General features: G+C 73.5%; 11 protein-coding genes. 2 read left to right on the top strand and 9 right to left on the bottom strand.

The window, feature by feature from the left end; translation table 11 throughout:
• Positions 1-38 precede the first annotated feature (38 nt).
• On the top strand, positions 39-1,586 hold the full coding sequence (locus RB608_RS01530; protein WP_308086244.1) for an MFS transporter: 1,548 nt from the start codon (positions 39-41) through the stop codon (positions 1,584-1,586).
• 108 nt (positions 1,587-1,694) lie between these two features.
• Here the strand turns inward: RB608_RS01530 and RB608_RS01525 are convergent, their stop codons facing one another.
• Genes RB608_RS01525 through RB608_RS01510 form a run of 4 tightly spaced genes read right to left on the bottom strand, consistent with a single transcriptional unit; the run spans position 1,695 to position 6,096 of the window.
• Positions 1,695-2,774 carry a hypothetical protein gene (locus tag RB608_RS01525; protein WP_308086014.1) on the bottom strand — a complete coding sequence of 360 codons (1,080 nt, stop codon included), beginning with the start codon at positions 2,772-2,774 and terminating at the stop codon, positions 1,695-1,697.
• A 4-nt stretch (positions 2,775-2,778) separates the two neighbouring features.
• Entirely contained in the window at positions 2,779-3,789 is a 1,011-nt protein-coding gene (locus tag RB608_RS01520; protein WP_308086013.1) for a methionine synthase, read from the bottom strand.
• Positions 3,786-4,901 carry a tRNA 2-thiouridine(34) synthase MnmA gene (gene mnmA / locus RB608_RS01515; RefSeq protein ID WP_308086012.1) on the bottom strand — a complete coding sequence of 372 codons (1,116 nt, stop codon included), beginning with the start codon at positions 4,899-4,901 and terminating at the stop codon, positions 3,786-3,788. The genes RB608_RS01520 and mnmA overlap by 4 nt, the downstream gene beginning before the upstream one ends.
• A 19-nt stretch (positions 4,902-4,920) precedes the next feature.
• Complete coding sequence (locus RB608_RS01510) at positions 4,921-6,096, bottom strand: cysteine desulfurase family protein (protein ID WP_308086011.1); 1,176 nt, start codon at positions 6,094-6,096, stop codon at positions 4,921-4,923.
• A gap of 125 nt (positions 6,097-6,221) precedes the next feature.
• Between RB608_RS01510 and RB608_RS01505 the strand changes: the two genes are divergently transcribed.
• Positions 6,222-7,343: an FAD-dependent monooxygenase gene (locus RB608_RS01505; protein ID WP_308086010.1), complete on the top strand. Its 1,122-nt coding sequence runs from the start codon at positions 6,222-6,224 to the stop codon at positions 7,341-7,343.
• Positions 7,344-7,431: 88 nt separating this feature from the next.
• Here the strand turns inward: RB608_RS01505 and proB are convergent, their stop codons facing one another.
• From proB to RB608_RS01480, 5 genes are all read right to left on the bottom strand, one after another.
• On the bottom strand, positions 7,432-8,547 hold the full coding sequence (gene proB, locus RB608_RS01500) for a glutamate 5-kinase (RefSeq protein ID WP_308086009.1): 1,116 nt from the start codon (positions 8,545-8,547) through the stop codon (positions 7,432-7,434).
• Complete coding sequence (gene obgE, locus RB608_RS01495) at positions 8,540-10,096, bottom strand: GTPase ObgE (RefSeq protein ID WP_308086008.1); 1,557 nt, start codon at positions 10,094-10,096, stop codon at positions 8,540-8,542. Before obgE ends, proB begins: the two co-directional genes overlap by 8 nt.
• Before the next feature lie 85 nt (positions 10,097-10,181).
• Entirely contained in the window at positions 10,182-10,436 is a 255-nt protein-coding gene (gene rpmA, locus RB608_RS01490; protein ID WP_308086007.1) for a 50S ribosomal protein L27, read from the bottom strand.
• A gap of 38 nt (positions 10,437-10,474) precedes the next feature.
• Positions 10,475-10,777 (bottom strand): 50S ribosomal protein L21, encoded by a 303-nt coding sequence (gene rplU / locus RB608_RS01485; RefSeq protein ID WP_308086006.1) that lies wholly within the window; start codon positions 10,775-10,777, stop codon positions 10,475-10,477.
• 185 nt (positions 10,778-10,962) lie between these two features.
• A complete protein-coding gene (locus RB608_RS01480) occupies positions 10,963-13,908 on the bottom strand; it encodes an Rne/Rng family ribonuclease (protein ID WP_308086005.1) in 2,946 nt (981 codons plus the stop codon).
• Positions 13,909-14,167 lie beyond the last annotated feature (259 nt).

The raw sequence follows: 14,167 nt of genomic DNA, 5'->3' as shown, positions 1-14,167 counted from the left end.
ACCCAACTCCTCACACTCAAGGAACCCTTGTGGCCGAAATGACCGCCTCCGACCTGCCCGAGAAGGAGCAGGCCGCGCCCGCCGTGAAGCATGCCGGCTGGGCGCTCGTCCTGATCTGCGTGGCGCAGCTGATGGTGGTGCTCGACAGCACCATCGCCAACATCGCGCTGCCCTACATCGGCACCGACCTCTCGATCGACCCGTCGAACCTGTCGTGGGTCGTCACCGGGTACGCCCTGGCCTTCGGCGGCCTGCTGCTGCTCGGCGGCCGCCTCGGCGACCTGTACGGCCGTCGCCGGGTGTTCATGGCCGGTGTCGCCCTGTTCGCGGTCGCCTCGGCGCTGGGCGGCATCGCCCAGAACGAGGCCATGCTGCTCGGCTCGCGAGGCCTGCAGGGCCTCGGCGCCGCCCTCGCGTCGCCGACCGCGCTGGCCCTGATCACGACGACCTTCCCGGCCGGGCCGGCCCGCAACCGCGCCTTCTCCGTGTTCGCCGCGATGTCCGGCATCGGCGCCGCGATCGGCCTGGTGCTCGGCGGCTGGCTGACCGACCTCGACCCCGGCTGGGGCTGGCGGCTGACCTTCCTCATCAACGTCCCGATCGGCCTCGCGGCGGCGTACTTCGCGCCCCGGCTGCTGCCCGACACCGACCACCACGCCGGCACCCTCGATCTGCCCGGCGCCGTCCTCGGCACCGGCGGCCTGCTGGCCCTGGTCTACGGCATCACCCGCACCAGCAACGTCGACCCCGGCACCGTCACGGCCGCCAACCCGCACGGCACCAGCTACGGCTGGGGCGACCCGCTCGCCGTCACCGCGATGGTCGTCGGTGTCGTCGCCCTGATCGCGTTCGTCCTCATCGAGACCCGGATCAAGCACCCGCTCATGCCGCTGTCGATCTTCGCCAGCCGGACCCGCGCGGTGGCGTTCGTGGCCATGATGGTGACCCCGGCCGCGATGTTCGCGATGTTCTTCTTCCTCTCCCTCTACGTCCAGAACATCATGGGCTACTCACCGCTCAAGACCGGCTTCGCGTTCCTGCCCTTCGCGGTCGGCATGGTGTTCGGCGCGACGCTGTCCTCGAAGCTCGCCTCCAAGGTCGACCCACGCTTCCTCGCCGGCACCGGCACCATCCTCGCCGGGTTCGCGCTCTTCATGTTCTCGCGCCTGGAGTTCGGCCAGGAGAGCTACTGGACCGACATCGCGCCGTTCGTCGTCCTGATGTCACTCGGCATGGGCCTGACCTTCGTGCCGATGACGCTGACCGCGGTGCACGGCGTGCGCACCCAGGACGCCGGCATCGGCTCCGGCGTGCTCAACACCATGCAGCAGGTCGGCGGCGCGCTCGGGCTCGCGACCCTCTCGGCTGTCGCCTCGCATTACACGACCGAGAAGCTCGGCGGCCTGATGGCGGACAACCCCAACGACCCGCTCAACGCGGGCGCGGCGTTCGCCGACGGCGCGACCCATGCCTTCCTCGTGGGCGCGTTCATGATCTGGGGCGCGTCCCTGGTCATCTGGCTGCTGCTCAACGTCAAGCACACCGAGCTCGCGGGCGACGCGCCCGAGGGCGTCCACGTGGGCTGATCCCCGGCGGCCCAGGGCCCCACCAAACCGCTCGATCGATCGGTTTGGTGGGGTTTTCCGCATTCCCGAGCGATCGAACCGCTCGATCGAACGATCTGAACACCGAGCTCAGCTCTGGAACCACGACAGGTCGACGCCCTCGGCGAACTCCCGCGTCGTGACCAGGTTGTCCGCGGCGTAGCCGACGGCGAGGGACTCGTAGTCGGCACCGGGAGAGCCGAAACGGCCGTTGCGCGGCAGCGCGGTGATCCGCGGCGAACGGACGGTCGCGATCACGACCGCGTCGTCGGTACGCCGGATCGCGATCGCCGCGCCCGGCTGCCAGCCGCGCACGACGCCGCGTCTGGTCTCACAGTGCCACTCCGCGCCGCACGTCGGCACGGCCGGGCTGTCCTGCGGCACCAGCACCACGGTGACCGTGCGGTCCGGGGAGGTCAGCTCGGCGCCGACCGCGCCCGCGCCGTACGCCGTCGTGTCGGCCGGTCGCCCGCCGTCCTCCGGCTCGCTCACGCCGTCCTCAAGCATCCACTGCGCGACGGCCTCGGGTGTCGTCGGGACCGGGTCCCCGCGGGTGTCGTCCTCGGGCCACTTCGGCAGGTCCGCGTCGACCATCTCCTGGGTCGTGGTCGCGGAGAGCCGGTCGTCGGTGAGCAGCCGGACCAGGTCGTCGTCGATGTCCAGCGGCAGGTCCTGGGCGCGAGGGTCGCCCTCGATCAGCGCGCCGGCGTAGGTCACGCTGCGCCGTTCGCCGTCGGCGGTCTCGAACGCCAGCGTGAGGATGCCCGGGTCCTCCTCGGGCTCCTCCTCCTGCCAGGACAGGACGAAGCCGCCGCCGTGGTCGCTCCACGCGGAGCAGTCGTGGGTGTCGCCGCACTCCGCGTCGTCGCGGGCGTCGGTCTCCCCCACCGTGACGTACAGATAGTGGGAGTCGCCCCGCTCCCCCGGCGGGCGGAACCGGATCTCCACGCCGAGCGGGTCCGCGACGTCGTAGCGCGGGTTGACCTCGAAGGAGGTCGGGCGCAGGCCCAGGACCTCGACCGTGACGGCGGCGATCGCCTTCTTCGTCGCGGGTGCGGGGTCGTCGTCCGGGCCGGCGAACAGCTTGCCGAGCGCGACCACCCCGCTGAGCAGCACGAAGACGACGAACGCCGCGACCATGCTCTTGAGCAGGAACCCCCGGGTACTCACCCGGTCAGCCTGACACGGACCTCGCGACGGCCCGTGCCAGCTCAAGAGCCCGGCGGGCGACCTCCGGGGTGGCGCCGGCGAGGCCACAGGACGGCGACACCGCCAGCGAGGGGCCGACCACCTCCGGGTCGAGCCCGAGCAGGTCGAGCCAGCGCAGCACACGGTCGACGAGCACCTTGTCGCCCGGCAGGACATCGGTCGTGGGCACGACGCCGGCCACGACCGTGTCCCCGGCCTCCAGCGCCTCGGCGGCGGCGTCGTGACCGTCGGCGTCCAGCAGGTCGAGATCGAGCATCACCCCCCGGGCACCGGCACCGCGCAGCAGCCCGATCGGCACGCCGGGCGCGCAGCAGTGCACCCACGGCGTCGCGCCGGCCGATGCCGCTGCCTCGAGCACCCAGGCCAGCGCCTCACTGACCTCGGGCGGGTGGACGGTGCGGTGCCTGCCGAACCCCGAGGCCGTCGGTACGCCGCCGGCCAGCACGATCGGCAGGGCCGGCTCGTCGACCTGGAGGATGAGCTCCGTGGCGCCCGGCAGCCGACGGCGGACGTCGGCGAGATGGTCGCCCACGGCCACCGCGAGGGCTTGCGCCAGGTCCCGGCGGGCTCCGTGATCGGCCAGGATCTTGTCGCCCCGCGGCCGCTCGACGGTGGCGGCCAAGGTCCAGGGGCCGGCGACCTGCACCTTGAACGGCCCGGCGTGGCCGGCGGCGCGCTCCTCGAGCGCGTCGAGGTCCTGGGCGAGCAGGCTGCGGGCTCGGCGCTGGTCGAGCGGGGGCGCACCGGACGTGCCGGTGAGCCGCCAGCCCTCGGGCTGCAGGTCGGCGTCGAGCTCGGTGACCAGGCCCAGGGTGCGACCGGTCAGGCCGGCGCCCGCGCCACGGCCGGGCACCTCGGGCACGAAGGCCAGCCCGTGCTCGTCGGCCGTGAGCTCGCCGAGGACGATCGCGAGCGCCTCGTCGTAGTCGTGCTGGGTGTCGCCGGGGAAGGAGCCGACGCCCGTGCCCCGGGTCACCCGGTCACCCGCCGGGTGCCCGTGATGGTGGCCGAGCCGACGACCCGCGTGCCGTCGTACACGACGACGGCCTGGCCGGGGGCGATGCCGTGGGCGTGCTCGAGCAGGTCGACCCGCAGGAAGCCGTCGCCCACGTGGACGACCGCCCGGTGCTCGGCGCCGTGGGCGCGCAGCTGCACAGTGACGCCGTCTCCGTCGAGGACGGAGCCGGTGGCGATCGGGCGGCCGCACCAGCGGATCCGGTCGCCCTCGACCCGGTCGACGGCGAGCCGCTCGCGCGGACCGACGGTCACGGTGCCGGAGACGGGCTCGATGTCGAGGACGTAGCGGGCACGGCCGTCGGGCGCGGGATGCCCGAGGCGCAGGCCCTTGCGCTGGCCGATGGTGAACCCGTAGGTGCCCTCGTGATGCCCGAGCACCTCGCCGGTCGCGTCGTCGCGGATCTCGCCGCCCTGGTTGGGGGCGCGGTCGCCGAGCTTCTCGCGCAGCCAGCCGGTGCTGTCGCCGTCGGCGACGAAGCAGATGTCGTGGCTGTCGGGCTTGTCGGCGACCAGCAGGCCCCGGGCAGCCGCCTCGGCCCGCACCTGCGGCTTCGGGGTGCCCCCCAGCGGGAAGAGCGAGTGGCGCAGCTGCTGCTCGTCGAGAACCCCGAGCACGTACGACTGGTCCTTGGCGCCGTCGACGGCGCGGTGCAGCTCGACACCGCCGTCGGCGCTCGGACGGACGGCGGCGTAGTGCCCGGTGGCCACGGCGTCGAAGCCCAGCGCCAGCGCCTTGTCGAGGACCGCGGCGAACTTGATCTTCTCGTTGCAGCGCAGGCACGGGTTCGGCGTCTGCCCGGCCGCGTAGGTGTCCATGAAGTCCTCGACCACATCGGTGTGGAACCGGTCGGAGAGGTCCCAGACGTAGAACGGGATGCCGATCACGTCGGCCGCGCGGCGCGCGTCGTTGGCGTCCTCGATCGTGCAGCAGCCGCGGGCGCCCGTGCGGTACGACTTCGGGTTGCGCGAGAGCGCCAGGTGGATGCCGGTCACCTCGTGCCCCGCCTCGGCGGCGCGGGCGGCGGCGACGGCGGAGTCCACTCCCCCGGACATGGCGGCGACGACCTTCACGTGACGAGCACCGACCAGATCAGGCGCGCGCCGCGCGGGCGCGCTCGACGCACGCTCCGATGGCCTCGGCGACCGCCGCGACGTCGGCCGCGGTGCTGGTGTGACCGAGGCTGAAGCGCAGCGAGCTGCGGGCCTCGTCACTCGTGCGGCCCATCGCGAGCAGCACGTGCGACGGCTGCGGCACGCCGGCCGAGCAGGCCGATCCGGTCGAGCACTCGATGCCCCGGGCGTCGAGCAGCATGAGCAGCGAGTCGCCCTCGCAGCCGGGGAAGCTCAGGTGTGCGTTGCCGGGCAGCCGGTCGACGGGGTCGCCGTTGAGGACGGCATCCGGAACGGCTCGTCGTACGGCGGCCACGAGCTCGTCGCGCAGGGCGACCAGCCGGGCGGCGTGCTCGGTCTGCTGCTTGACCGCGAGCTCCACGGCGGCGGCGAAGCCGGCGATGGCCGGCACGTCGAGGGTGCCGCTGCGCACGTCGCGCTCCTGGCCGCCGCCGTGCACCAGCGCGGCCAGCTGGACCTCGCGCCGGACGATCAGCGCGCCGACGCCCTGCGGGCCGCCGACCTTGTGCCCCGACAGCGACAGCGCGTCGACCCCGGCGGAGGCGAAGTCGACCGGCGTCGCGCCGACCGCCTGGACGGCATCGGTGTGGACCGGGATCGCGTGCGGGCGCGCGAGCGCCACGACGTCGTCGACGGGCTGGAGGGTGCCGACCTCGTTGTTGGCCCACATCACGGTGACCAGGGCGACCGAGGCGGGGTCACGCTCCACCGTCGCCCGCAGCGCCGCCACGTCGAGGCGGCCCTGCCCGTCGACCGGCAGCAGCTCGACCTGGGCTCCCTCGTGCTCCTCGAGCCAGGCCAGCGCGTCGAGCACCGCGTGGTGCTCGACCGCGGTCGCCAGGATCCGGGTCCGTGCCGGGTCGGCGTCACGACGCGACCAGTAGAGCCCCTTGACCGCCAGGTTGTCGGCCTCGGTGCCCCCGGAGGTGAAGACGACCTCGCCCGGGCGGCACCCGAGCGCCTGGGCGACCGTCTCCCGTGACTCCTCCACCACCCGCCGGGCACGGCGCCCCGAAGCGTGCAGCGAGCTGGCGTTGCCGACCTCCCGCAGCCGGGCGGTCATCGCCTCCACCGCGACGTCGGTCATCGGCGTCGTCGCGGCGTGGTCGAGGTAGACCGTCCGGGAGTCGTTCATGGCGTCTCCAAGATTACGACCCACCCGCGCGAGCCACCTATCCGGCCCGTCCGGCCCGTCCGGTCTCGCCCCGGCCGTCGGGCGGCTCCCGTCCGGGCGTCCGTCCGGGCGCTACCGTGGCCCGCGTGAGCGACGGTCCCGAGCTGGTGGTCGCGGGAGCCGGGATCTCCGGTCTCGCGCTCGCCGCCGGACTCGCGCGGGCCGGCTCCAGCTATCGCGTCCGGCTGCTGGACGAACGGCCGGCGCTGGGCAGCACCGGCGGCGCGATCACGCTGTGGCCCGCGGCCCTGGCCGCGCTGGATCGGATCGGCACCGGCGCGGACGTCCGGGCGGCGGGTCACCCCGTGGGCGCGGGCACGGTCCGCACCAACTCGGGCCGGACGCTGCGCACCCTCGACCACGACCGCACCACGGCCGCACTCGGCGAGGCGCCGGTGGCGGTGCGACGAGGTGCCCTCGTCGAGATCCTGCATGCCCGGGTCGCGCCCGGCACGGTGACCTTCGACGCCGCCGTGCGCGGCTACGAGCGCACCGACGGCGGCGTCCGGGTGCTGACCTCGACCGCCCCGATCGCCGCGCGGGCGCTCGTCGGCGCCGACGGGTACCGCTCGCGGGTGGCCCGCGCCCTTCACCCCGGCCTGGCCGAGAGGTACGCCGGCTACCCGGCGTGGCGCGGCCTGACCCGGGCCGCGGGGCTGGACGCCGTCCAGCTGTGGGGTGCGCACCAGGAGTTCGGCGTGGTCCCGCTCGGCGACGACGTCGCCTACTGGTTCGCGACCGTCCGCGAACCCGCGGAGGGCGCGGCCGACGACGAGCTGGCCCACCTGGCAGCGGCCTTCCGGGGCTGGCCGGATCCGGTCGCCCGGGTGCTCGCCGGCACCGACCCGGACGCGGTCAGCCGCAACGACGTGATGGATCGCCAGCCCCTCCGGCGTTGGCGCGACGGTCCGGTGGTGGTGATCGGCGACGCGGCACACCCGATGCGCCCGCACCTGGGGCAGGGCGGCGGCCAGGCGCTCGTCGACGCGGCTCTCCTCGCGTCGCTGCTCGCCGACGCCGGCTCCCCGGAGGAGGCGTTCGCGGCGTTCGAGGCCCGGCGTCGCCGTACGACGGGACGGGTGGTGCGGGCCTCCCGGGCCGCCGCGCGGGCGGTCGATGCCCCCGCCGCCGTGCACCGCCTGTCGGCGCTGGTACCGGACGCGCTCCTGCTGCGGGCACTCGCGGCGATCGGCGGGTCCCGCAGCTGAGTCAGGAGCCGGGTCAACTACCGAATCTGCTGCCGGGCGGCCCGCTCAGCGACAGATCCGGTCGTTGCATCGAGCGAGGAGTCGCCCGTCAGAGGATGACGAGGGCGTCGCGGTGGATGAGCTCGCGCTCGTATGCCGCCCCGAGCTCGCGCTTGAGCTCCTTGGACGAGCGGCCGAGCAGCGGGGGCATCTCGGCGGCGTCGAAGTTGACCAGGCCGCGTGCCACGACGGTGCCGTCGGGGTCGAGCAGGTCGACGGGGTCACCGGCACCGAAGTCGCCCTGGACACCGGTCACGCCGGCAGCCAGCAGCGACGCACGGCGCTCGACGACGGCCCGGACCGCTCCCGCGTCGAGGACGAGGGAGCCCTTGGCCTCGGTGGCGTGGCGCAACCACAGCAGCCGCGTCGGCCGGCGCCTGCCGGTGGCGTGGAACAGGGTCCCGACCCGCCTGCCGGCCAACGCCTCGCCCGCCCGATCGGCCGAGGTGAGGACGACCGGGATGCCGGAGCCGGTCGCGATCGCGGCGGCGTCGACCTTGGTCGCCATCCCACCGGTGCCGAGACCCGCCGCGCCAGGGGATCCCACGACCACGTGGTCGAGATCGGCGGCAGCACGCACGTCGGGGATCAGCTGTGCCCCCGGACGCGTCGGCGGTCCGTCGTACAGGCCGTCGACGTCGGAGAGCAGTACCAGCAGGTCGGCGTGGACCAGGTGGGCGACGAGCGCCGCGAGCCGGTCGTTGTCGCCGAACCTGATCTCGGTGGTCGCGACGGTGTCGTTCTCGTTGACGATCGGGATCACGCCGAGCTCCAGCAGCTGGGCGAAGGTCTGGTGGGCGTTGCGGTAGTGGGAGCGGCGGGTGACGTCGTCGAGGGTGAGCAGCACCTGCCCGGCGATCAGCCCGTGGCGGGCCAGCTCCTCGGTGTAGCGGTGCACGAGCAGCCCCTGGCCGACGCTCGCCGCGGCCTGCTGCGCGGCGAGGCCGCGCGGCCGCCTCCGGAGGCCGAGCGGGGCCAGGCCGGCGGCGATCGCGCCCGAGGACACCAGCACGACCTCGGCGCCCCGGGCCCGTGCGGCGGCGAGGACGTCGACGAGGTCACGCATTCGGTCCGGGTCGATGCCCCCGGACGCGGTGGTCAGCGACGACGAGCCGACCTTGACGACGATGCGGCGGGCCGCGGTGACGGCCGCCCGGTCACTCACCGGGGTCGTCCTGGAGCCAGTCGTCGTCGGTGGCCGCCTTGAGGTCCGGGTCCTGCTCGGAGCCGATCTCGTAGGAGCTCGGGCCGTACACGTCGGGCTGGTCGATGCGGCGCGCGACGTCGGCCCGGGTCTCGCCCTCCGCCCGGTCGCCCAGGTGCTCCTGGATCTCGCGACGGCGGGTGGCGGCGGGACGCTGCTCGTGGAAGCGGTCGTCCTCACCGCGGCGCGACAGGTTCTCCGCCCCTGCGTCGATGCCGGGGCGGAAGTCGAAGACGACCGAGTCGTCGGTGGACCCGATGAGGACGGCGTCGCCCTCCTCGGCGCCCAGGGCGAGCAGCTTCGCCTCGACTCCGAGCCGGTCGAGCCGGTCGGCGAGGTAGCCGACCGCCTCGTCGTTGCTGAAGTCGGTCTGCCGCACCCAGCGCTCCGGCTTGGTGCCGACCACCCGCCAGCCGGCGCCGGTGCGCTTGACCGTGAAGCCGTCGTCGTCGACCGCCTTGGGGCGTACGACGATCCGCGCGGGGATCTCCGAGGCCTTCTCGCGCCGGGCCTCGGACACGATCTCGGCCATGGCGTAGATCAGCTCCCGGGTGCCCTCCCCCGAGACGGCGGAGAGCTCGAAGACCCGCAGCCCGCGCGCGCGGAGCTCGTCGACCACCAGCTCCGCGATGCCGCGGCCGTCGGGCACGTCGACCTTGTTGAGCGCCACGAGACGGGGCCGGTCGTCCAGACCGCCGTACCGGCGCAGCTCGTCCTCGATCACGTCGAGGTCGTCGACCGGGTTGCGGCCCGGCTCGAGGGTCGCGGTGTCGAGGACGTGGACGATCGCGGCGCACCGTTCGATGTGGCGCAGGAAGTCGTGGCCGAGACCACGGCCCTCCGCGGCGCCCTCGATCAGCCCGGGGACATCGGCGACCGTGAACACCGTCTCGCCGGCGGTGACCACGCCCAGGTTGGGGACGAGGGTGGTGAACGGGTAGTCGGCGATCTTGGGCCGCGCCCGGGAGATCGCCGCGATCAGGCTGGACTTGCCGGCGCTGGGGTACCCGACCAGGCCGACGTCGGCGACCACCTTGAGCTCGAGGACGACCTCCAGCTCGTCGCCGGGCTCGCCGAGCAGCGCGAAGCCGGGCGCCTTGCGCGACTTCGAGGCCAGCGCCGCGTTGCCGAGCCCGCCCCGCCCGCCCTGCGCGATCACCAGCTCGGCGCCGGCGGTGACCAGGTCGGCGACGACCTCGCCGTTGCGCTGCTTGACCACCGTGCCCGCCGGCACCGGGAGCACCAGGTCGGCCCCGTGGGCGCCGTTGCGCCGGTCGCCGGCACCGTGGCCGCCGTGCTCGGCCTTGCGGCGCGGGCTGTGGTGGTAGTCGAGCAGCGTGGTCACGTCGGGGTCGACGCGCAGGATGACCGATCCGCCGGGACCACCGTTGCCGCCGTCGGGGCCGCCGAGCGGCTTGAACTTCTCACGATGCACGGACGCGACGCCGTTGCCCCCGCGACCCGCGGACACGGAGAGGATGACGCGGTCGACGAAGGTGGGGACGGCCATGAGGATCAGTCTTTCAGTAGAAAATGGTCGAAGGGCGCCCCGAACCGGGACGCCCTTCGAAGCCGCGGGTCAAGCGAGCGTCAGCTCACTCACCCGGGACGATGTTGACGACCTTGCGGCCGCGCTTGCGACCGAACTCGACCGCGCCGGGGACCAGCGCGAACAGCGTGTCGTCGCCACCACGACCCACGCCGGAGCCCGGGTGGAAGTGGGTGCCGCGCTGGCGCACGATGATCTCGCCGGCGTTGACGAGCTGGCCGCCGAAGCGCTTCACGCCGAGGCGCTGGGCGTTGGAGTCGCGGCCGTTCTTGGTGGACGCCGCGCCCTTCTTGTGTGCCATGTTTCAGTCCTTCGGAGTGTGTCGAGCCCGGTGGGGACTCAGAGCTTGATGTCGGTGACCTTGACCTGGGTGTACTTCTGGCGGTGACCCTGGCGCTTCTTGTAGCCGGTCTTGTTCTTGTACTTCTGGATGATGATCTTCGGGCCCTTGGTGGCGCCGAGGACCTCGACCGTCACGGCCGCCTTGTCGAGGCCGGTGGCCGTCACCTTCTCGCCGTCGACGGCGAGCACGACCGGGAGGGTCAGGGTGTCGCCGACCGGGGTGGAGACCTGGTCGATCTCGATGACGTCGCCGACAGCGACCTTCTCCTGCTTCGCGCCTGCGCGCACGATCGCGTACACCACCGGGCTCCTTCTGGTTCAACGTCTGGGTCTACGGCACACTGCGGATCCCACGTCGCGAGCTACGTCGCGCGATGCCGGGTGCCAGCAGAACGGAGCGCCTCGGCGGCGCACCGACGAACAATGTTACGGGCCGTGCCGGATTCCGCCAAAACCACGGCTCCCGGCACGGCCCGGGCGGGTGGCTAACGCTTGCGTGAGCCACCCTTGCGCTTGATCGGGACGTGCTCGACGTGCGGCTCCTCCGTCGGATCGGCCGCGGGCTCCTCCGCCGGCTCGGCCACCGGATCGGCCGCCGTCGGCTCCGGGGTCGCGTCGGCCGGCGGACCCGCGGGACGGGTGGCCGCACGGCGCCGGGTCCGGGTCACCACGGTCGTGGTGGCCACGGGAGCCGGCTCGGGCTCCGGCTCGGGCTCCGGCTGCTGGGCCTCCGGCTCGGGCTCGGGCTCGGGCTCGGGCTGCTGGGCCTGCGGCTCGGGCTGCGGCTCGGGCTCCGTCGGAGTCGCCTCCACCGGAACGGTCTCCCTTGCCTCGACGGCCTCGACGGCCTCGGCCACGACGGGCTCGACCGGCTGCTCGTCCTCGGCGTGCTCGCGCTCGTCGCCGGCCGGCTTGGCCATCGCGGCGATGTCCTTCGGGGACGGCACCGCCTTCGGGGTCTCGGTGGCCGGCTCGGCCTGGTTGGCGCCCTTGCCCTTGCGACGGCGGCTGCCGCGGCGGGACTCCTCCGGCTCGCCGCCCCCGCGCTTGGGCTCGACCGGGAGGTCGTGGACCAGGATGCCGCGGCCCTGGCAGTGGGTGCAGGTCTCGCTGAACGCCTCGAGCAGCCCGGTGCCGATCCGCTTGCGGGTCATCTGGACCAGGCCGAGCGAGGTGACCTCGGCGACCTGGTGCCGGGTGCGGTCGCGGCCCAGGCACTCGACCATGCGGCGCAGCACGAGGTCGCGGTTGGACTCGAGCACCATGTCGATGAAGTCGACCACGATGATGCCGCCGATGTCGCGCAGCCGGAGCTGGCGCACGATCTCCTCGGCCGCCTCGAGGTTGTTCTTGGTGACCGTCTCCTCGAGGTTGCCGCCCGAGCCGGTGAACTTGCCGGTGTTCACGTCGACCACGGTCATCGCCTCGGTGCGGTCGATGATCAGCGAGCCGCCGGAGGGCAGCCAGACCTTGCGGTCCAGGCCCTTGGCGATCTGCTCGTCGATGCGGTACGTCGCGAACAGGTCCGCGACGCCGTCGCCAGCCTCGTGGTGCTCGAGTCGCTCCGCGAGGTCGGGCGCCACCTGGTCGACGTACTCCTGGACGGTGCTCCAGGCGTCGTCGCCCTGGACGACCAGCTTGGCGAAGTCCTCGGTGAACAGGTCGCGGACCACCTTGAGGGTGAGGTCCGGCTCGCCGTAGAGCAGCTGCGGGGCGTTGCCCTTGGCGACCTTGCCCTCGATGTCCTCCCAGCGCGCCTTGAGCCGCTCGACGTCGCGGGTCAGCTCGTCCTCCGAGGCGCCCTCGGCGGCGGTGCGCACGATGACGCCGGCGGTGTCGGGGACGATCTCCTTGAGGAGCGTCTTGAGCCGCGAGCGCTCGGTGTCGGGCAGCTTGCGGGAGATGCCGGAGGTGGTCCCGTCGGGCACGTAGACCAGGAAGCGGCCGGCGAGGCTGACCTGGCTGGTGAGCCGGGCACCCTTGTGACCGATCGGGTCCTTGGTGACCTGCACCAGCACGGTCTGGCCCGACTGCAGCACCGACTCGATCTTGCGCGGCTCGCCATCCTTGTGGCCCAGCGCGGACCAGTTGACCTCGCCGGCGTACAGCACCGCGTTGCGGCCCTTGCCGATGTCGACGAACGCGGCCTCCATGGAGGGCAGCACGTTCTGCACGCGACCGAGGTAGACGTTGCCGATCAGCGAGGTCTGCGACTCGCGGGCGACGTAGTGCTCGACGAGGACCTTGTCCTCGAGCACGGCGATCTGGGTGAGGTCCTTGCGCTGTCGGACCGCCATCACCCGCTCGACCGACTCGCGGCGGGCCAGGAACTCGGCCTCGCTCACGATCGGCGCCCGGCGACGGCCAGCCTCGCGACCCTCCCGGCGGCGCTGCTTCTTGGCCTCGAGGCGGGTCGAGCCGGAGATGGACGTGATCTCGTCGTCCGACGACCGCGGCTTGCGGACCCGGGTGACGGTGTTCTCGGGGTCGTCGCCCTCGCCCTCGCCGCCCTCACCGGCGCGACGGCGCCGACGGCGCCGACGCGACGAGGATGAACCGCCGGCTCCGGAGGTGCCCTCGCCGTCCTCGGCGTCGTCACTGTCCGCGGTCGCCGCGTCGCCGTCCGCCGTCTCGGCGCCGTCGGTGTCGTCGTTGTCGCCGGCGGACTCGCCGCCCTCGGCCTCCTCGCCGTCGGCACCGGCGGCCGGCTTGCGACGGCGTCGGCCTCCGCGGCGACGGCGGCGGCGGGCGTTGCCGGATCCGGAGCCGGACTCCTCGTCGTCCTCGTCACCGCCTTCGGTCTCGGCGGCGTCAGTCTCGGCGGCGTCGGCCTCCGGCTCAGGTGCGGCCTCGGCCTCGGGGGCCTCGTCCTCGACGGTGTCGGCCTCGAGCTCCGGAGCCTCGGCGGTCTCGCCGTCGGTCTCGGCGGTGTCGCCATCCGTCTCGGCGGTGTCGCCATCGGTCTCGGCGGTGTCGCCATCCGTCTCGTCGACGGTCTCGTCGTCTTCCTCGGCGACCGGCTCCTCAGCGGGTACGACGGGAGCCCGGAAGAGCACGGCGGTGGCGGCGCCCGGGGCGGCGACGTCATCGACAGCGGAGTCCGCCGCGAGCTCCGTGGTGAGCTCGAGCTGCTCGGAGGTCGGCTCGGCCTCGGTCTTCGCCTTGGCCCGCGACGTGGTCTTCTTCGCGGTCGTCTTCTTGGCTGCGGTCTTCTTCGCGGGGGCCTTCTTGGCGGCCGTCTTCTTGGCCGCCGTCTTCTTCGCGGCCGCCTTCTTCGCGGGGGCCTTCTTGGCCGCGGTCTTCTTGGCGGCCGTCTTCTTGGCCGCGGCCCTCTTGGCCGTCGGCTTCTCGGACTTCTCCGCGGGCGGGGAAGCGTCCGTCGCAGCGTCGGCCGGCTTCGCGGTCGGGATGTCGGTGGGCGCGTCGGTCATTGCGCTACTCCTCCACCCGGGCGCGCTCTCACGTGCCCGGGGTGTCGTCGGCGCACGCGCGGGGCGGCGCCACAAGCCTTCGTGGGACGACACCCTCCGCGGCCTTGCGTCGCCGGAGGCGAGCCCCTCGCCTGCCGCGGTCGCGGTGCGCGTCGCGTCGGGCGGTGGGTCCGTCTCCACCGTGCCGGGCGGCCTGTCACCTGCCGTCCGGCGAGAACGTCGTCGATCTCGCCGCACGCTGCCCCTGGGGGGACGCGCG

The sequence above is a fragment of the Nocardioides sp. LHD-245 genome (assembly GCF_030929495.1).
GTDB lineage: Bacteria > Actinomycetota > Actinomycetes > Propionibacteriales > Nocardioidaceae > Nocardioides.
The sequence above is the reverse complement of the archived record's forward strand: the minus strand, read 5'-3'. Positions and strand labels throughout refer to the sequence as shown.

Bases quoted from the DNA above. Each gene is read 5' to 3' on its own strand.
- RB608_RS01530 (WP_308086244.1), top strand. From the start codon at position 39: ATGACCGCCTCCGACCTGCCCGAGAAGGAGCAGGCCGCGCCCGCCGTG.
- RB608_RS01510 (WP_308086011.1), bottom strand. From the start codon at position 6,096: ATGAACGACTCCCGGACGGTCTACCTCGACCACGCCGCGACGACGCCG.
- obgE (WP_308086008.1), bottom strand. From the start codon at position 10,096: ATGGCCGTCCCCACCTTCGTCGACCGCGTCATCCTCTCCGTGTCCGCG.
- rpmA (WP_308086007.1), bottom strand. From the start codon at position 10,436: ATGGCACACAAGAAGGGCGCGGCGTCCACCAAGAACGGCCGCGACTCC.
- RB608_RS01480 (WP_308086005.1), bottom strand. From the start codon at position 13,908: ATGACCGACGCGCCCACCGACATCCCGACCGCGAAGCCGGCCGACGCT.